Origin of the sequence: Vibrio sp. 10N.247.311.47 (genome assembly GCF_041467535.1) — a bacterium.
In the GTDB taxonomy this organism is placed as follows: Bacteria; Pseudomonadota; Gammaproteobacteria; order Enterobacterales; family Vibrionaceae; genus Vibrio; species Vibrio crassostreae_C.
The window spans coordinates 19124-37125 of sequence record NZ_JBFSUR010000044.1 but is presented as its reverse complement, the minus strand read 5'-3'; the positions used below and the strand labels follow the sequence as shown (position 1 = coordinate 37125).

Below are 18002 nucleotides of genomic sequence, written 5' to 3'. Positions count from 1 at the left end.
TTACCGACTATAAGTTTAGACGGTGGGTGGAAGTGTCCATATCATTAACAACGCCGCTTAAGAATAATAATTCGAGAGCTCAATTAGGTTGCCCGCCGCTTATCATCTGAAAGGTGGTGTCAGTTAGGCTTGAGGATTCACACGCTATAAGCTTAATCTTTACTGGAACACAGTTCAGAGATTCGGTCACACATGGCTTGGTTGACTGCGAAGTGGGTGTTGAGGAATGCTAGTTGGGCAAGTGCCGATTCAGCGGTGCGCTCGTAGCCTTGGGTAAAGGTTGGTAGCAATTGGGCAAACTTAGGGAAGCGTGCTTCTAGCCTTCTATCCGACATAAATTCATCAACGAATTCAGGCTCAGACTGTTCAGTTTGATCCACAAGATCGATCAAACGATCGAGTGCGTAAGATTGAACGAACCGACTGCCCGACAGCTTTTCGCCTCGGTTATAACGAGACATACCCACATAAAGATTGGTTAGAGCCTCACCAATGATCCAATCTTGGGAATTAGTGTCTGTCTCCCCTTTTATTGGTGAAACACAACACTGTGTATCAAATTCATGTTGCTGCCAAACAATACGCCCTTCAGCAAACGGAATGTGCGCTAACTCGTGGGGTTCAAACACTGCAAACTCACAAAAGATTCCGTCAGCGTACAGAACTTTATAGCCATCGACGGTATTTCTCACTGCGTAGTCGATTGAGTGAATATCAGATAGCCAATGCAAACTGTCTAAGAAATACTGCTTGTGCCCCGTTTGCACTATTGCGAAAAAATCGACATCTGAGTACTGATCAAGTCGTTCTGTTTCAATACCTACTGAGCCCAATCCCAGCAAAGCATGAGCCTTACCCGATGCTTCCAAAGACTCCCCAATAGCATCTAAACGCTGGAGTAATTTTTCTGGTGTGTTTATGTGTCTTGTCTGTATCACTTTGTCCGTCTGCATTGCTCAATCCCTATCAAGTTGAATGCCACTCAACCTAACTGATAGTTAGAACATCTAAGAAGCTTAATTTATAAAATGTGTGTTTTGGATAACGATCTGCGCAAGTTATTGTTTGAATTAAGGTGGGATTTAGAGGTGAGAAAGAGTGTGTACAAGCTATAAACAACACTCTTCTATCATGACTTATCTTTTTAGCAGCTCATATTTGCAACAACGTTGACACCATGCTCACGAAGTTTGCTTTTCTTCCAAGCTCTCGCGTCTGCCGACATATGAACAGAGACAGTCAAGCCCAATTTTGCACTCATGATACCGATCGACATGCCTAGATTACCTGTGGAGCCTACCGCAATGCTGTATTGTTGGAAGAAGTCACGGAATTCAGGTTCGAGCAACTTACTGTAGTCATCGCTCTCACACAGTAACCCGGCTTCAATCGCAAGCTTCTCGGCATGCGCTAGTACTTCATAAATACCACCGCGAGCTTTGATTGAGCCTGAAATTGGCAAATGGCTGTCTTTCTTCATCATCAAACGCCCTTTTATAGACTGCTGATAATGAGCTTCCAATACTGATTTCATAGATGGAATGTCAATAAGCTCAGACTCGATGATGCCATTGGTCGCTTGAGTTTCAGGAAACGCCTTGGCTAGATAAGGAGCAAACCTTTGTAGCCTCATGCTCGCATCGTGAATATCTTGTTCGCCTAATTCCACATAAAGCAAACCGCGCTCCAGAGACGTCACATTTGGGTTAAACCAAACCACTTCTTCCAATGCAATCAATTGTTGAAGCAGTGGGAAGTCCGAGATGAGCTTGTCGATATTTAATACAGTCATGGGTGACTTTTCTGGCTAAGCGCGTACTGCGCAGGTTCAATCATTAGTAAACCTATTTAAACGGTATTTGTGTAATCATTCAATGATCTGTAGGCTAGCCTGTCTTCTCATAAGCAAACAGTAGAACAACCTATGAGCGCCTCTCTTCGTAATAGCATTTTCGTGATGTTAGGGATTCTATTCCTAGCACTTAACCTTCGTGGGCCTTTTACGAGCTTGGCTCCTGTGCTTTCTCAGGTTATGGAAGGCCTCAACCTTACGTCATCGGCTGCAGGCTTCTTAACAGCTTTGCCACTGTTAACTTTTGCCTTATTCTCACCATTAGTCACCAAGATATCCCAACGAATTGGTCTAGAGCCTAGCCTGTTATTAGGCTTAGTTCTGATCACTACGGGTATTACACTGCGCTCTGCTGGGTTAACCCCAACCTTGTATATCGGCACGGTGATGATCGGGCTTGGTATCGCGATTGGTAATGTGTTGTTGCCTGTAGTAGTGAAAGTTAGCTTCCCGACACGCATCGCTACTGTGACTTCTCTGTACATCTTTACGATGGGCATCGGTTCGACGTTAGGCTCAAGTTTGATGGTGCCGTTTTCAAATCTAACCTTATTTACGATCACGGGTTGGCAATTAGCGCTGTTAATGAACTTGGTATTTCCAATATTAGCTTTGATGATCTGGTTGCCTAAAATCAGAAAACGCTCATCTTCGGCCAGCAATAACAAGCAACAAGACAAACCTCTGCCGATGAAACAGATGATTAAAAGCGGCGTAGCGTGGCAAGTAACGTTAGCGCTTGGGCTTAACTCATTTACCTTCTACTCTTTGGCTGGCTGGTTGCCACAGATATTGAACGATCTTGGCTACAGCGAAATCGACGCGGGCTACATTTATGGATTTCTGCAATTTTCGACTATGGTTCCGGGGCTGCTGTTACTGCCGTTCTTAGCCAAAAGTGACAATCAACAATGGCTCATCACTCTATGTGCATCGAGTGTATTTGTTGGATTGATTGGTCTTCTGTATTTGCCTGAGTTTGCGATCTTTTGGGTGGGACTGTTTGGATTAGCCAACTGCTCGACATTTATTATCGCGCTCTCTTTTGTTGGCTTGCGTACATCGAATAGCAGCCAAGCCGCATCATTGTCGGGTATGGCTCAGGGAATCGGTTATGCGTTGGCAGCCACTGGTCCAACGCTGGTGGGTAAGCTTCATGCTCAGACAGATTCTTGGAGTGTGCCGATTCTGTTGATCGCATCTGTTGCCTTTGCGTGCACGATTTTCGCGGCATTGGCAGCACGAGATAAGAAAGTAAGCGTTTAGGCCAAACAGAATGATTATGGCGTCGCGACTTTATTTGCTCGCGACTCTATGGCTGACGACGGTTTTGATGTATTCACTTGGCGACAAACCAAACTTGCCTTTAAAGCGCTGACTAAAACGCCCTTCCGATTGGTAACCGCAAGACTGAGCCAACATCGCCACATTCTGCTGTCCGTTTTGCATCAGATAAAGCGCGTGACTCAAGCGAACTTCAGCCAGTACCTCTCGATATTGCATGCCTTCCAGTTTGAGCTTCCGAATCAATGTCCCTCGGCTCATCGCAAATCGCTCCGCCACCGACTCTAATGGATGTTTCTCATCTGGTGAATGTGAAAGGTAATGGCTGAGCTTTTGGCTAAACGAGACGTTGGCACTGACAAACAATAGATGCAACACCCCTTTTTCAGCTAATTGCTGGTACAAGCCCTGCAACCAAAACTGTTGAGTCTCTTTGCTCATGCTCTGTGTATCAAACGAAAACAACGCATTGAGTGAGTCTTGTAAGTTTCGATCCACTTTCACCGTAGGCAGTCCCAGATCATTCGACCGTTCCTCACTTAAATCAAGCATCGCCTGAGAAGGTTGGAATTGAAAGCTGAACACTCGCGACAAGAAGCGCCCTTTGTGGGGCATGTTCTCAAAACTTAGTGAAGCTGATGCCTCACACAACAGCAGATCAGAATGTGAGAGCTCTGCCGCTGAATCTTTCCAAAACAGGCGCTTACTTCCTGTAATGATCTGAATGATACTAGGGGATAGAATCCTCACATTACGCAGCTTTTGTAACTGCTCTGCACGAAAGATCGTCACTTGATATTGATGATTCATCTCATCCCCTTATTTACTTATTATGTACGTGTATAAGCTTTAACGTACATAAGCTATTAACGTGTATAAGTTGCGGTCAGTTTAGCTTTGTCTAAAGCCATGCTGTTCAACGTGAATCCAACCACAGCCGACGGCGTATTTTCGTCGAGGTTAAGTTTGTCCGTTGGTAATGCCCAAACCGTGAACTGGTAACGGTGCATACCATCTTTTTCTGGAGGACAAACGCCACCGTAGCCAACTGTACCGTAATCAATGCGACCTTCTTTGCCACCGACTTTAGAGATGTCGACACCGCGAGGTAGCTCGTTCACAGTTGCAGGGATATCAAACGCAACCCAATGCCAGAAGCCACTTTCAGTCGGTGCATCTGGATCATAAGCTGTGATAGCAAAGCTTTTGGTACCTGCTGGTGCATCTTTCCACATCAATTGTGGTGATTGATTATCGCCGTCACAACCCCAACTAGAGTATTCAAAAGTCTTTGCCATTGGGTGACCTTCTTGAATATCGTTGCTGGTTAATTCGAACGCATGAGCAGAGCCTGTAGCCAAAATACTGATTGCCAATACTGATTTGATGATGAGTTTCATGATGGTTCCTCTTATTAGGTATGAGCCCAGTATAGTCCCCACACTTCGCCCAATAATGACAGTAAGTACACAATTATCTATTTTATTTCAAATAAATGATACTTACTGTACTTGTACTTTATTATTTAAAAGCATGACCCACTCGACAATTTGTTGTTAAAAGAACACTTGTTGACATTCAGGTTACAAATCGCGCCCAAAACTCTTTAGACTCGCCCCACGACTTTTAACGAGAATGATTGGATGCGCAGGTTTACATTAGCTCTTTGCTTGATCTTTTGGCTCCCAACCCTAGTCAATGCCCAAAGTTTGCAAGATAAGTGGCAAACTCTGTATCAACTGAGCTGGCAATCATCCCCACTCTTAGTATCTCAACAAGAGTTGGCTCAGTATCCGAAAGTTCTGCTCCATGAAAATAGCCGCTATCCTGATTTCAACCAATTCAGTTGGGACGACATCGCAGCGTTAGCGTCAATACAAGATCACTGCCAAGCGATTGAAAGCAGTAACCCTTCATTACATGAAGCCATCGAGTTCGAGCTCGCTCTGTGTCAGCAACAAACATTGGATTCGATTTGGTTTGCAGCACACTCCAAACGTCACCCTGCCGGTGGCAGCTTTGCTGGTCGTTATTTAGCCGCTTACCCAGATGTGACCGAGCAGATACGCCCATTTTTGAGTCTTACCAACCCTCAGCACCCTTTATATAACAAACTAGAAAGCCTAAGTGCACAAGGCAGAGAAGCACTGCTCAATGGATACCGCGCTTGGCAACAAGATGATGTGCTTTGGTTAAGTGGCGAACAAGGCTGGAAAGCTATTCCCTTAGATGTTTGGCAACCTATCGCAGAGCAACAAGAGGTATCTTTGGCAGGTGAAACCTGTACTTTTCGTTACAGTAACGTGTGCTTAAACGAGCCTAGCAATGACAATCTGATCATGAAAACGTTGATCTTTACATTGCTGCTAACGTTGCTTTCCGGGCTCGCTAGAGTCTTATACCTAAGAACAAAACAACGAAAAGAGAGGCAGTTCGTTTTACAGCTTCTTACTCATGAACTGCGCACGCCTATTACTAGCCTAGGCTTAACCGTCGAAATGTTTAGAAATCGCTACGATGACTTTTCTGATGAAACTCAAAGTGCGGTTTGGCGTTTAATATCTGACTATCAAAGGCTTTCTCAGCTCACCGAAAACAGCAAAGTGTACCTAAGTTCGGATCAGTCAGAGCCTTTGTTGAAGCAAAACGCTTCATTAGAAGAGTGGCTCGATCATGTCTGTGAAAAGCACAATATTTCTTATCAATGTGAAGCGCGTGAAGTTGAACTGAACCTTCCCTATTACTGGCTAACCATCTGCTTGGATAATCTAATCAAGAATGCCAAACAACATGGTAAAGGTGAGGTTTTGGTAAAGGTCGAACTCGGTGACAAGCTGACGATTGAGGTACAAGACGAGGGGCACTTCCCTTCACCGATACAACGGCTCATGTCTGGTGTCACGCCAAGTGAAACGCACGAACTGGATAACATGGGCATTGGCCTGACTATTGTCGAGCACTTGATGAAGCAAGCGAATGGCCGCCTCATTATTCTTCGTAACCCAACCCGATGTATTTTGGAAATTGCTTATGAACACCCTACTGCTGATTGAAGACGACCAACTGCTTGGACAAGGCCTCGTCAGCTTCTTTGAATCCAATGGTTACCAATGCCTTTGGGCGAAGGATTCAGAGAATGCCAGTAAGAAATGGTTTCGAGCCGATCTTGTGATACTGGATCGACAGCTTGAAGATGGGGACAGCTTGCAACACCTTCCAAACTGGTTGCTCCTCAAAGCGCTGCCTGTGATTGTGTTGACCGCTAAAGTAGAAGTTCAACAACGTGTTGAAGGTTTAATGGCGGGTGCCAAAGACTATGTGACTAAACCATTTTCGAACGACGAATTACTCGCTCGAGTCATTACCCAGCTACGTCCGTTAGGTGTGAGCCTCTTAACTTACGCAAATATCCAAATCAACTTGTCGGAACGGATCGCTTATCTGGATGAAAGCCCTGTAACACTAAAACCTAAAGAGTTTCAGCTATTGGTACTGTTTGTTCAGAACCAAAGTCGTGTGTTTCACCGAGATGAATTACTCAATAAGATTTGGGGATATCAGGCTTTTCCTAGTACCCGAACTATTGATAATCACATACTGCGCTTACGCCAGAAGCTGCCAACATTGAATATAGAAACACATCGTGGCGTTGATTACCGCTTGGCCGGGGAATCATAATGAAAGTTACTTCGTTAACCGCACTGATCTACACATTGCCGCTCGCAAGTCATGCGGCATGGTTTACCGACACGCCATTGCAGCACACCTATCAATCTCTACTTGATGACCAACCTCAAGTTGCGTGGCAAGAGCTGCAAATCGCACTCGATCACAAATCACTCGATAGTGAGCTTTGGCTGCCAGTCAAACAAGAGATCCTGAGCCAGACTCAATGTGGAACCTTACTCAAACAAAGTGCTGAGCCAAAACACCACATCCAAGTCAGCTTCATTCGACGCTATGGCCTGTCGTCGCACGGTTATCAAATCAAAGTCTCTGCCGAGCAACTCAGCAAAGGCTCAGAAACTCAAACTCTTTCTTTGGTATCGCCTAAAGGTAAAGTCCTTCTCGATGGACAACTCGCTTCCAATAATGAGTATCAAGAGATTGAAACCAATGAAATGTTCATCAAACCCGAATCTGGTGTTTATCAACTAAAGATAGGTTCAAATCACTACCCTATTATTGTCGCTTTAAATAACAGTAATCGATGGCTGACGCTCGAAAGTAAACTCAGCGAACCACATATCGTGCTCTCGCCTCCAAAGGTGATCGACAACTGCCCTGACGCTAATGTGAGTTGGCAATGGTTTGATGAAAACTACAACCTGCTGGGTTACAAAGTGCCAATCAAAACAGCGCAAGCACCCGTTCCCACAGAAAGTCCACTTGGAACCAAAGCCAAGCACTTGAGTGCTTCGGTTGAAATGTTTGAATACCAAGGCGCTATTGAAGTCCAATATGTGCAGCGCGTCGCCGTGCCTTTCTAATGGAAAACCACTAAAGCCAAACAGAAAATAGAGACATATAGGTGACAAAGCACTAGCGCTACTTAGGTGTAATAACCGTAGTTACCCTTTACGGAATCTAAATATGCTCAGCGTACGTCACCCACTCAATCTTTCTAATTTTGCCATTGTGGCTTTAACAACAGCTTGTCTGTTTTCATCCAACGCACAAGCGAGCCAAATAACGCTCACCAGTAACAACAATACCGTCGCTACCTCATCGAATACTTTAGAGGTCGATTGGAACGGCTTAAGCGTTAACAGTGCTGCTCTCACCGTTGATAGCCAACCACAGAAAGCGACCAATCTGGTCATTGGCTTTTCCGATAAAGCTGACTCAGCAAAAATCGCCACTTGGACCTTAGTACCCAGTGGAATAAACGTTAAGGCAGAGCTTAATCAAGACCAGCTCACTTTTCAGTTCAGCTTACCTTCAAATATACAGGTGAAACGAAACAAACCCATCGAATTGGCGTGGTTTGATCTTGCCGAACAACAAACTCAGACACTATTTCTTCCGTTTAGTGAAGGTATGCGCGTGCCTACTGACAACAAGCTTTGGGCAAGTTATCTCGTCGGTAACCATTCTGGAAGTAACACTACTCAAGACTTGAAGATGCCTTTTTGGACAGTACAGAAAAACAATCATTTCATTAGCTATCAAATGGTTAATGCAACCAACAATCAACTGCTCTTTTCAGATGCATCCTCTAATGCTTCCTCAAATACAAAAACCAAAATTGATATGAAGGCAGCACACCAATTTACGATGCTCAATCAGTCACAACCTTTTCTTGTTCGTATCACCCTCGGAGACTCGTGGTTAGATGGTGCCAAACAATACCGAGATTGGCGCATCAATAATGACCAGTCTGAAACGCTTGTAGCAAAGCAAAAGCGCAATCCAGATGTGACTAAGTTGATCGGCGCGAGCCACGTTTACCTATTTGGCAAAGACCCATTAAGCATCCAAGATGTGAGTGACTGGTGGGGATTGAAAACATGGTATCTAGAGGGCTCTAAACTCAATGTTTCTGCGGAAGCGAAAAGAGAGCTATCGTCACTCTCCAAGGGGAAAGATTGGTTCAGTCAGTACCACAAACAACTATTGTTGGACTCTATTAGCCAGTCATTGCAGGTGTTATATCCTGTTGGTAATCCGACACTCGAAGACAACACGATTAAAGCGCAATATAAAGCAGCACAGGATAAGAAGAACTGGTTGCTAGAGCACGCTTCCCCTTACCTAAACTCGTCAGAGACTTGGGGACAAGCGCTGTCTTCAGACATGGTCGCTAATCTAAATAAGGCAGGCTTAAACAAACTGTGGCTTGGATTCGATAATTGGATGCCAGAATTCTATCAACCTAACGCTGTGGGCCTGGCAAAACAGTCCGGATATCTGGTCGGTACTTACGATTCCTACAACACCGCAATTCCTGCGAAGCTCAATGACAACTGGCTAACCGCTCAATTACCAGAGCCGATGCGTCAGAGTTGTGCCATTGAACTGGCAGATGGCAACCTAAAAAAAGGGTTTCGCGGTAACGGATTCTATCTAAATCCGAATTGCCATTTAGAATACGTAAAACAGCGTGCTCAAGACATTATGAGATTCGGCAACTTCAACAGCTTGTTCTTAGATGTTGATGCAACCGCCATGGCACGTGAAGATTACAGCGGCTCTATAGATAGTCATAGCAACAGTAATGGCAATGGCAATGGCAATGGCAATACAAACGAATCAGACATGCTTTCTGCCTTCAACAACCGAATGCAGTGGCTTAGCGAGCAACCATCGTTAGTATTAGGATCTGAAGACGGCAACAGCCTAACAACAAAAGGCATCGTGTTTGCACACGGCTTAGAAACGGTTGGTTTTGGTTGGACAGATAAAGACATGAAAGAGAACTGCCAGTCTCCCTATTACTTAGGCCGTTGGTACCCAGACCACAAGCCTGACTTCTTCTTTAAGCCGGCCGAGGTTAAAGAGCCCTATAAGTCGCTACTGTTTTCGCCACAATATCGAATTCCACTTTACCAAGCCGTTTTCCATGATGAAGTAATAAATACGCACCATTGGCATTCAGACAGCCTCAAGTTCACTAATGTACAAGCAGAACGTGACTTAACCGCCATGCTATACAACACACCACCGATGGTTCACTTGACCAGAGATGAAGCTTTATCAAGTTCAAGCCAGAGAATCAAAGCACTCAAACACTATCAAGATGGCTTTGAACCAATGCACGAACAGTTATGGGATAAACAGTTGGTCGATTTCGAATGGTTAGATAAGAGCGGCGATGTTCAACAAACTGAGTTCAGTGACGGGAGTAAGATCATTGCTAACTTTTCTAACAAGGCATTTCGTTACAACGGTGTCGATATTGCTGCCCTATCGGTCAAAGCTATATTGGCGAATGGGCAAGTCGTCGACTGGCAGCCAGATCATAGTTAGCTTCGATACGGTTTAGACAATAACGAATAATAGGAAGCCTAAGCACTTAACCGCTAAGGTTTTCCCCGTTACTTTTGCTTCCTATTTTGAAAGGCAGTCAGTAGATAGTCGATAAAGACCTTTTTACGTTTCGGCATCAACTGCCTGTCTGCATACACTAGGCTTACTGAAACTTCTGGCATCTCATATTCAGGTAACAGACGAATCAGCTTACCTGTCTTAAAGTGTTCCCGACAAATGAATTCAGGAAGCACCGCCAAGCCGAGCCCATCCACACACGCTGTTAGGCATGCCGTGATGGTATTCACCCGCAACTGACACGGTAGATCGATCAAAATCGACTCTCCGCCTTCTAATTGTAAATGCCACTTGGGTAGACGCGCGGCCTTGTTCACCACCTCAATCATTCTGAATGGCGGTTCAAGATCATCGGGTGAAGAGACGTCATCGAACTGCTCTAAATACTCAGGGCTGGCTGCCAATACACGCTTTGATGTTGTGAGGTAGCGAGAAACCAAGCTCGAGTCCACTAGCTCACCAATTTGTGCGTAAAGATCGATCCCCTCCGCAATGATGTCGACTTCTCGATTCGACAGTTCTAAGTTCAAAGTCACGTTTGGGTGCTCTTTTAGGAAGCTGTGGATGTATTTAGCTAATACTTGATGCCCCAATTCGACAGGCAACACAACATTTAACTGCCCTCGGATCAAATCCTGATTGGCTGAAACCTCTAGCTCAGCTTGGTTCATGATCTCTTGCATCTGCATGCTCGACTGATAAAAGCGCTCACCCTCTGGCGTTAAGACTAAACTTCGTGTCGAACGAGTGATCAACCTCACACCTAGATGCTGTTCCAGCTCGTCTAGCTTTCGGCTGACGGTCGACTTGGTCATGTTCAATGCTTCAGCTGCGTGCGTGAAACTCCCACAATCAACAACTTGTGTAAAAACAGTCACAGCATTTAAGTCCATCGTACTTCTCCCAAAGCGCCATTAGTTAGATTTTTGCAACAGTGTTTCCCTTTTTTCCTATCTTATCAATCAATCGAATTCATTTACAATTCGTTACATCTAAATAAAAACAAAATGAGAAAGAAAAAATGACAGAGAACAACAACGCTTCGCAAACAGTAAGCACAAAAAAACGTAAAAAAGCTCCGCTTATTGCTACTGCGATCATGCTGTCATTGGGTTTAGCCGGTGCTGGATACTGGTACGGCTATGGCCAGTACTTTGAATCTACCGACAATGCCTACCTACAAGGCGACATCACGAATATTAGCCCTAAGGTCTCTGGCTATATTGTTAAGTCTTATGTGAGTGATAACCAATCGGTTAAAGAAGGTGATTTGCTGGTTCAAATCGATGACCGTGATTACCAGTCAGCACTCGCTCAAGCAAACGCCCATTTAAGCGTCGTGCAATCAGACGTCAAAAATCTAGTGGCACAACAAACGTTACAACGTAGCAAGATCAATCAAGCAGAAAGCCGCGTTGATTCTGCACAAGCTGAATACGAACGCGCGATTCAACAAGTGGTACGTTCTCGTAGCTTACTAAAGCGTAACTACGCGTCTCAAGATGAAGTCGATAGCATGGTTGCACAACAAAAAGTAACTCAGGCAGATTTAGAAGAAGCAAAAGCAAACCTCGTTGCAACCAATGACCAATTAACCGTTATCGCTAGTGAGATTGAGCAAGCAAATGCATCCGTGACCGAAGCTCAAGCCCAGAGAGATCAAGCACAGCTTAACCTTGATTACACCAAAATTTACGCGCCAGCAGATGGCGTGATTGGTAAACGCAGCGTACGTGAAGGCTTGCTGATTCAAGCAGGCGCACCACTGATGAGCTTGGTACCAAACAACCAAGTGTGGATTGAAGCCAACTTCAAAGAGACACAGCTAAGTGGTATTCACAAAGGTCAGACGGTTGAAGTAGAGCTGGATGCGTTCCCGGGGCAGCCTCTTGAAGGTGTGGTAGACAGTTTCTCCCCTGCGACTGGCGCTAAATTTGCGCTCCTACCACCAGAAAACGCGACCGGTAACTTCACTAAAATCGTTCAACGTGTACCGGTTAAAATTACTATTCCAGATCAGCAAGAGTTGAAAGGTCGACTGCTTCCTGGTTTGTCTGTGGTAGCGACCATCGATAAACGAGGCTAGACCATGAGTAACGCTGGTGTTGTCACCCAAACAAATGATGATGACGAGGTTTCGAGACGCCATTGGATCGCCCTATTTGGCGGCTTGATTGGCGCGTTTATGGCGATCTTGGATATTCAGATCACCAACTCGTCTCTCAAAGATATTCAAGGTGCGCTATCAGCTACCTTGGATGAAAGCTCGTGGATCTCTACGTCTTACCTAGTCGCAGAGATGATCGCTATCCCACTCAGTGGTTGGCTTTCTAAAGCGCTCGGTAAACGCCGTTATATCACGTGGACGACAGCCATTTTCACCATTTCATCTTTGTTGTGTTCGTTCTCTTGGAACATGACCTCGATGATCGTGTTCCGCGCGATGCAAGGCTTCAGTGGTGGTGCTCTAATCCCGCTTGCTTTCTCGCTGGTGATTCAGTTATTGCCGGTCAACAAGCGTGCTGTGGGTATGGCACTGTTTGGTGTAACCGCGACCTTTGCTCCATCGATTGGCCCTACTTTTGGTGGCTGGCTGACGGAGAACTTCTCGTGGCACTATATTTTCTACATCAATATTCCGCCAGCTTTGCTTGTGATCACCATGATCCGATATGGCTTGGACGATGAAAAGCTCGACCTTGGCACGCTGAAAAAAGCCGATTGGTTTGGTATCGCCACCATGGCATTAGGGCTAGGTTGTTTGGAAGTGGTGTTAGAAGAAGGTAACCGTGAAGAGTGGTTCAGTTCGAGCTTTATTATTGGCTTGAGTATCGTGTCGGCGGTGAGTTTGGTTTACTTCGTGATAAACGAACTCCAACACAAGAAGCCATTGGTTAACCTGCGGCTATTGCGGGATGGGCAATTTGCGATGTCTTGTATCGCCTATTTGATTCTAGGAATGGCATTGCTCGGCTCTATCTATGTTCTACCGATGTATCTCACTCAAATTCAGCAATATAACGCGATGGAAATTGGTGAAGTGCTAATGTGGATGGGTTTCCCACAGCTTCTGATATTCCCAATTGTGCCAAAGCTAACACAGATCATTAAGCCTAAGTACTTGGTTACCTTTGGCTTCGCGATGTTCGGTTTTAGTTGTTACGTAAATACACACATGACAATCGATTTTGGCGGGCAACAGCTGATTTTATCTATGGTTCTGCGTGCTATTGGTAGTCCGTTCATCATGGTTCCGCTGTCTTTGGTTGCCATGAAGAACATCAGCAAAATGGACACGCCAGACGCATCAACGTTAACCAACGTAATGCGGAACTTAGGGGGCGCTTTCAGCATCGCGATTATCGCTACGCTATTGGATAACAAAACCCGTGAGCACTTAGCACACATCAAGGAGTCGCTACCTTCAGTGAGTCAACTTGGTTGGCAGACGCTTCAGCAACAACAAGCGTTTTTCATTCAGTCAGGAAGTGATGCCGCAACTGCGATGCAACAAGCACAAGCAAGTTTGCTCGGCACAATGCAACGTGACGCAGCCATCATGGCTTACAACGATGTGTTCTTAATGATGACGGCGTTCTTGGCTCTAGCGGCAGTATTGATTCTAAACATGCGTGATTAACGCTAGAGTTTCGGTAAATAAAACTTCAAGCAAAGAACAACATTTCGAATAAAAACTCGAACAATAAAACAGAGAGGTGAGCTTATCGGCTTGCCTCTTTTTTATTTCTAAAACACGTATAACCCCACTAAAATCAGGTAAAAGTCACCTGCGTTTGAAGGCTTTCATAAATGTTATCTAATACTCTTTAATTACCAATAGTTTATTGAGTGTTTGTATGTGATATAGGCACCTTGACAATGTGCAACTTGACACCTAAATTAAAAAATAACATTTGGTATTAAGGAAAATGGATTTGACCTTACCAACAGACCTTCGAATTTTGATCGTCGACGACTCTAAAAGCGCAACAATACTTATTAAGCAGCAACTGGCTAGTTTGGGAGTTTCGCGCGACTGTATTTTTATTGCGACCGACTATCGAAAAGCCATTAAAGCGGTCGAGACACACTCTTTTCATGTACTCCTCATTGACTACCACTTAGAACAGTCTTTTACTGGCTTTGAGCTGTTGGGCATTCTGTATCGAAACCGCCTCATCGATCATACTGTGGCGACAATCTTGCTCTCTGGGGATATGCGTCAGGAAACAGTATTAACCGCCCTTTCAGGTGAAGCACACCACTTCGTTTCTAAACCGATTAATACTCAAACGTTGGGTAAAAAGATCCAAAGTGCCGTGTCCGTTTCAAAGAAACTCACCCAACTGAATGATTTGTATCCCATTGCCAGTCAAGAGAGATTAGCTCAAGCTTTGGCGATCTCCCCTAATGGTACTAGCGTTCAGTTCGAAGCGACATTGATTGAACATTTAATTGCAGGTAAGAAATGGCAGTTACTCTCTAGCGTCATTAACAACTCCAAAACCAACATGCACCCAACCAAATTGGTGGCTGAGGCGCTGATTCTCGACAGCTTAGGCAAGCCAAATTTAGCCATAGATAAGCTCCACAATTTTCTAATAGCACAGCCACTCTCATTGAGCGTGATTGACTGCTTAAGCTGTATCTATGAAAAACATAAAATGCTGCTGCCTGCTCTTAAATTAGCGATTCGTGCATTTGAGATGACTCCCAGCATCAGCCATCGTGCAATCAGGGCCATCGACTTAGCTGAGAACGCAGATAACACACATATGATCATAAAGTTAGGTGAGATGTATGCAACCCACATTTCAGCTGCTGACATTGATGTCATCCATTCCATTGGTGCGCACTTTAATTCCTTAAAAGCAACGTATCAGCGCGAGACGCAACTAAAGTACAAACGTATTTTGCTTGAGCACGCCAACCAATTCACCGAGTTGGTAAACCTGAAACTTCCGGTAAAACAACAGCAGCAAGTTTTGGCCAGCCTTGCCCTATTTCAGAGCAGCATATTGCTCATCGAAAATAGCCCTCAGATTGCCCACAAAAAAGTGATTAGAGCTTCGACACTGTTAGCGAACAATTTCCACAGCCAACCGACTTATTTGCTCACTCAGTTATTACCCATGCTCGCCCACTTTGGTGAGTACTCTCTTTATCATTTAACAGTGGAATGTCTCAAATCTCGTGGAGAAGCCATAAATCACCAACTTGAGTCCAAAAATGTCGACCCTTCAACGTGTATAAACATTGAAAATTTGGGTTCGATCCAAGAAATAAAGGACTACATTCACAGTTACCCATATTCAGTTGCCGCCAAACTTGACTATATATACGCCGTCAATAAAGCTCATATAGATGAGAAACTTAGCGACGACTATCTAGAAGAAATCTTACAGTTAGAACTTCCTCCAAAATGGAATCAATGGATTAGTGATTCATCAAGGTATGGTTTTTCCACTAAGCCGCCTAGCCCATTTTCAACATTCAGCCGACAGGAGTCCACATGCTAGACTTTGATGCTTTAAACGCCTATTTAGACAATGACAGAGACGTCATTTACGCCGTTTTGTCTACATATCAAGAAGACCATGGCAATTCGCTACAAGAGATCGAAGAGTTGGTTCAACAACAAGATTGGGGCAAGCTTCATTTTACCGTGCACACCTTAAAAGGCATTTTAGCCAGCTTTGGTGAAGAAACGGCCACAGTTGCATTAGAAAGAGTAGAACAAAACACACTCAATAAGCTTGCGCCGCAAGATGATGATCTTTCGGTTATCTACAGCGAAATGAAGATCATTAATCAGCAAATCGATGAGGTTCTTAGCACTTATTAGTCGATAGAATTAAAACGTGCATGGCGATACTTAACAGCCGACACAGCTAAAAGAGTTGAGGTGCTTGGAAACATTGAACCTCGACTCTTAACATTTTTCTCATCATTTCTCCTCTCAATTATAGTTCTAACCCACACCTATAAATTCACGTCATTTATCTAGATAAACCGATGTATAACACATGCTTTATAAACTATCCGTCTTAATGTTTTAAACGAAAAACCAACACACTTGATGAGATGCAAAATGGTTAAATATTTGTAGATCTTTTTGTGACATAAACATACGAAATTGCATTTTATTTATTGGTAAAGAAGAAATTGTTATCTACAATCTAATGAAACCAAGCGTTAATCACTTGGTGGCATAATAAAAAAAACTAAAACGTTCAGTCGGCTAGATAAGGACAAGGAAATGAACAACGATAGTTTTGCTGCGTTTCAGGGGCTCACGGATGAAACACCCATTACCGAATCATTTTCTACCAGTGCAGACCCTTATGCTCATTATCTGAAAGATATTGTTGGCATTGATCTGCTGTCGCGTGAAGATGAGGTGTATTACGCAAAATTGAATCGCGCGGGTGAGAAAAAAGCGCGTGATGTAATGATCGAATCAAACCTGCGCCTTGTTGTGAAAATCGCAAAGAGTTACCTAAAACGTAAAGGCAATAATTTCACCCTGCTCGACCTGATCGAGGAAGGCAACATTGGCTTGATTAAGGCCATCGACAAATACGATCCAGAACCAGGCTATCGTTTTTCAACCTATGCTGTTTGGTGGATCCGCGAAAACATTGAAGCCGCACTCATGAACACGGGTCGAACCGTTCGATTGCCAGCCCACGTGTGTAAAGAAATAAACAGCCTCGCCTCAAAAAAGCTCGATGCAAGCAAAAAAATGAGTAAAGAGGTTTCAATTTCTGAGCTATCAGACAGTTCAGGTGTAAAGGCCGAACGCGTCGATCAACTGGTGGCGTTAAGCGGGTTTATTGACGTGACGACAACGGTTGGAACTAGCCATGCGCCTATGGTGCTTGATCAATGCGAAAGTGAATATATCCCAGACCCTCAACAAGATTGTGAGGATCAATCCTTTACCCAAGCTCTAGAACAAATCATCTATACACTTCCTCCAAAATTACAAAAGGTGCTCATCCACCGTTTTGGTTTCTTTGATAACAAGGTGAAAACGCTGTCTGAGGTCGGACAAATGTTGGATGTGAATGTTTCTAATGAACGTGTTAGACAAATGCAGAAAGAAGCGGTCGAAAGAATTCAAAAACGACTCAAATTTGATGGTTGGGTGTAAGTCGTAGCCCAGTTGAGAATTAGTTGAAAATAACGTTAAGCCAAAACAAAGACCTTTAGGGTGAGCCTCCAAGCTTGCCCTTTTTGTTTGCTGATTCGTTAGAAAAATAAAAAGATCGTAAGCACACGAACCCTAAGTCGCTAATCCCTAATGCCTAATGCCTAATGCCTAATGAAAAATGACAAATGCCACACCATTAACTTACCTTAAAGAAGTGACTCGCTCACTGCGCAAAATGAGATAATTGATATAAGTGGTTTCAAGACAATCTTGTTCCCACACTGATAAAATCCGTTTAGCCGCAAAATAATAATCTTTGTTTCTCAACAACATCCCAACGGTGCGGCTAAGCTTTTCAAATCGAACGTGATCGCTCGCAGAGATGTAGTCATCGTCACTTTCAATAATGGGCGCTAAACCATCAGCAAACCAATTATTCAATATTTCTCGCATCTCTAATTCAGACTCAGGCACATCCACACTCGACAACTCTCGATGTTGAGGCGGTGGCACTATGTACTTCGACGCTTGCGGTGAACTGACATAACGATACATGTCGTCCCTCCTGTCTAACGGACCCTTCTAATAATTAAGGACATATTTACCTGTTCTCAAGTTTATTTAGCGAAACAAAAAAATAAATAAAAAAAAGCCATGTATCAA

Annotated in this window: 15 protein-coding genes and 1 pseudogene; 10 read left to right on the top strand and 6 right to left on the bottom strand. The window is 44.1% G+C overall.

The window, feature by feature from the left end:
* Positions 1–152 precede the first annotated feature (152 nt).
* Both AB6E51_RS21720 and AB6E51_RS21715 read right to left on the bottom strand, forming a co-directional pair.
* A complete protein-coding gene (locus AB6E51_RS21720) occupies positions 153–953 on the bottom strand; it encodes a hypothetical protein (protein ID WP_065583740.1) in 801 nt (266 codons plus the stop codon).
* Between the two features lie 209 nt (positions 954–1162).
* A pseudogene (locus AB6E51_RS21715) lies at positions 1163–1792 on the bottom strand (D-serine ammonia-lyase); the annotation flags it as partial.
* 132 nt (positions 1793–1924) lie between these two features.
* On the opposite strand from AB6E51_RS21715, the gene AB6E51_RS21710 reads away from it, so the two are divergent.
* Positions 1925–3118, top strand: coding sequence for a CynX/NimT family MFS transporter (locus tag AB6E51_RS21710; RefSeq protein ID WP_102320431.1), 1194 nt, complete (start codon positions 1925–1927; stop codon positions 3116–3118).
* Between the two features lie 30 nt (positions 3119–3148).
* On the opposite strand, the gene AB6E51_RS21705 is transcribed toward AB6E51_RS21710, so the two are convergent.
* Together AB6E51_RS21705 and AB6E51_RS21700 are read right to left on the bottom strand one after the other, a co-directional pair.
* Entirely contained in the window at positions 3149–3946 is a 798-nt protein-coding gene (locus tag AB6E51_RS21705; protein ID WP_372059017.1) for a helix-turn-helix transcriptional regulator, read from the bottom strand.
* A gap of 56 nt (positions 3947–4002) precedes the next feature.
* Positions 4003–4536, bottom strand: a complete 534-nt coding sequence (locus tag AB6E51_RS21700; RefSeq protein ID WP_017060498.1) for a YbhB/YbcL family Raf kinase inhibitor-like protein — start codon at positions 4534–4536, stop codon at positions 4003–4005.
* 243 nt (positions 4537–4779) lie between these two features.
* Here AB6E51_RS21700 and AB6E51_RS21695 point away from each other — a divergent pair, with 243 nt between their 5' ends.
* From AB6E51_RS21695 to AB6E51_RS21680, 4 genes are all read left to right on the top strand, one after another.
* Positions 4780–6189 carry a DUF3404 domain-containing protein gene (locus tag AB6E51_RS21695; RefSeq protein ID WP_017066450.1) on the top strand — a complete coding sequence of 470 codons (1410 nt, stop codon included), beginning with the start codon at positions 4780–4782 and terminating at the stop codon, positions 6187–6189.
* Positions 6167–6814, top strand: a complete 648-nt coding sequence (locus AB6E51_RS21690) for a response regulator transcription factor (protein WP_372059019.1) — start codon at positions 6167–6169, stop codon at positions 6812–6814. The genes AB6E51_RS21695 and AB6E51_RS21690 overlap by 23 nt, the downstream gene beginning before the upstream one ends.
* Positions 6814–7626, top strand: a complete 813-nt coding sequence (locus AB6E51_RS21685) for a DUF2861 family protein (RefSeq protein WP_017060501.1) — start codon at positions 6814–6816, stop codon at positions 7624–7626. The genes AB6E51_RS21690 and AB6E51_RS21685 overlap by 1 nt, the downstream gene beginning before the upstream one ends.
* A 103-nt stretch (positions 7627–7729) precedes the next feature.
* A complete protein-coding gene (locus AB6E51_RS21680; RefSeq protein ID WP_372140173.1) occupies positions 7730–10105 on the top strand; it encodes a glycoside hydrolase in 2376 nt (791 codons plus the stop codon).
* A gap of 68 nt (positions 10106–10173) precedes the next feature.
* Here the strand turns inward: AB6E51_RS21680 and AB6E51_RS21675 are convergent, their stop codons facing one another.
* A complete protein-coding gene (locus AB6E51_RS21675) occupies positions 10174–11076 on the bottom strand; it encodes a LysR family transcriptional regulator (protein WP_017064671.1) in 903 nt (300 codons plus the stop codon).
* Positions 11077–11204: 128 nt separating this feature from the next.
* Between AB6E51_RS21675 and AB6E51_RS21670 the strand changes: the two genes are divergently transcribed.
* The 5 genes from AB6E51_RS21670 (at position 11205) to AB6E51_RS21650 (ending at position 17339) form a co-directional block, all read left to right on the top strand.
* Positions 11205–12269, top strand: a complete 1065-nt coding sequence (locus AB6E51_RS21670; protein ID WP_017072190.1) for an HlyD family secretion protein — start codon at positions 11205–11207, stop codon at positions 12267–12269.
* Between the two features lie 3 nt (positions 12270–12272).
* On the top strand, positions 12273–13823 hold the full coding sequence (locus AB6E51_RS21665) for a DHA2 family efflux MFS transporter permease subunit (protein WP_017060506.1): 1551 nt from the start codon (positions 12273–12275) through the stop codon (positions 13821–13823).
* 289 nt (positions 13824–14112) lie between these two features.
* A complete protein-coding gene (locus AB6E51_RS21660; protein WP_017064673.1) occupies positions 14113–15702 on the top strand; it encodes a response regulator in 1590 nt (529 codons plus the stop codon).
* Positions 15696–16028 (top strand): Hpt domain-containing protein, encoded by a 333-nt coding sequence (locus tag AB6E51_RS21655; RefSeq protein ID WP_017060508.1) that lies wholly within the window; start codon positions 15696–15698, stop codon positions 16026–16028. The genes AB6E51_RS21660 and AB6E51_RS21655 overlap by 7 nt, the downstream gene beginning before the upstream one ends.
* A gap of 414 nt (positions 16029–16442) precedes the next feature.
* Positions 16443–17339: an RNA polymerase sigma factor RpoD/SigA gene (locus AB6E51_RS21650; RefSeq protein WP_229647550.1), complete on the top strand. Its 897-nt coding sequence runs from the start codon at positions 16443–16445 to the stop codon at positions 17337–17339.
* A gap of 201 nt (positions 17340–17540) precedes the next feature.
* On the opposite strand, the gene AB6E51_RS21645 is transcribed toward AB6E51_RS21650, so the two are convergent.
* Complete coding sequence (locus tag AB6E51_RS21645) at positions 17541–17894, bottom strand: hypothetical protein (RefSeq protein ID WP_017060510.1); 354 nt, start codon at positions 17892–17894, stop codon at positions 17541–17543.
* Positions 17895–18002 lie beyond the last annotated feature (108 nt).

Excerpts from the sequence above, each read along its gene's own strand:
- AB6E51_RS21695 (WP_017066450.1), top strand. The coding sequence starts at position 4,780 with ATGCGCAGGTTTACATTAGCTCTTTGCTTGATCTTTTGGCTCCCAACC.
- AB6E51_RS21660 (WP_017064673.1), top strand. The coding sequence starts at position 14,113 with ATGGATTTGACCTTACCAACAGACCTTCGAATTTTGATCGTCGACGAC.
- AB6E51_RS21680 (WP_372140173.1), top strand. The coding sequence starts at position 7,730 with ATGCTCAGCGTACGTCACCCACTCAATCTTTCTAATTTTGCCATTGTG.
- AB6E51_RS21690 (WP_372059019.1), top strand. The coding sequence starts at position 6,167 with ATGAACACCCTACTGCTGATTGAAGACGACCAACTGCTTGGACAAGGC.
- AB6E51_RS21665 (WP_017060506.1), top strand. The coding sequence starts at position 12,273 with ATGAGTAACGCTGGTGTTGTCACCCAAACAAATGATGATGACGAGGTT.
- AB6E51_RS21670 (WP_017072190.1), top strand. The coding sequence starts at position 11,205 with ATGACAGAGAACAACAACGCTTCGCAAACAGTAAGCACAAAAAAACGT.
- AB6E51_RS21700 (WP_017060498.1), bottom strand. The coding sequence starts at position 4,536 with ATGAAACTCATCATCAAATCAGTATTGGCAATCAGTATTTTGGCTACA.
- AB6E51_RS21645 (WP_017060510.1), bottom strand. The coding sequence starts at position 17,894 with ATGTATCGTTATGTCAGTTCACCGCAAGCGTCGAAGTACATAGTGCCA.
- AB6E51_RS21705 (WP_372059017.1), bottom strand. The coding sequence starts at position 3,946 with ATGAATCATCAATATCAAGTGACGATCTTTCGTGCAGAGCAGTTACAA.
- AB6E51_RS21710 (WP_102320431.1), top strand. The coding sequence starts at position 1,925 with ATGAGCGCCTCTCTTCGTAATAGCATTTTCGTGATGTTAGGGATTCTA.
- AB6E51_RS21685 (WP_017060501.1), top strand. The coding sequence starts at position 6,814 with ATGAAAGTTACTTCGTTAACCGCACTGATCTACACATTGCCGCTCGCA.
- AB6E51_RS21675 (WP_017064671.1), bottom strand. The coding sequence starts at position 11,076 with ATGGACTTAAATGCTGTGACTGTTTTTACACAAGTTGTTGATTGTGGG.
- AB6E51_RS21655 (WP_017060508.1), top strand. The coding sequence starts at position 15,696 with ATGCTAGACTTTGATGCTTTAAACGCCTATTTAGACAATGACAGAGAC.
- AB6E51_RS21650 (WP_229647550.1), top strand. The coding sequence starts at position 16,443 with ATGAACAACGATAGTTTTGCTGCGTTTCAGGGGCTCACGGATGAAACA.
- AB6E51_RS21720 (WP_065583740.1), bottom strand. The coding sequence starts at position 953 with ATGCAGACGGACAAAGTGATACAGACAAGACACATAAACACACCAGAA.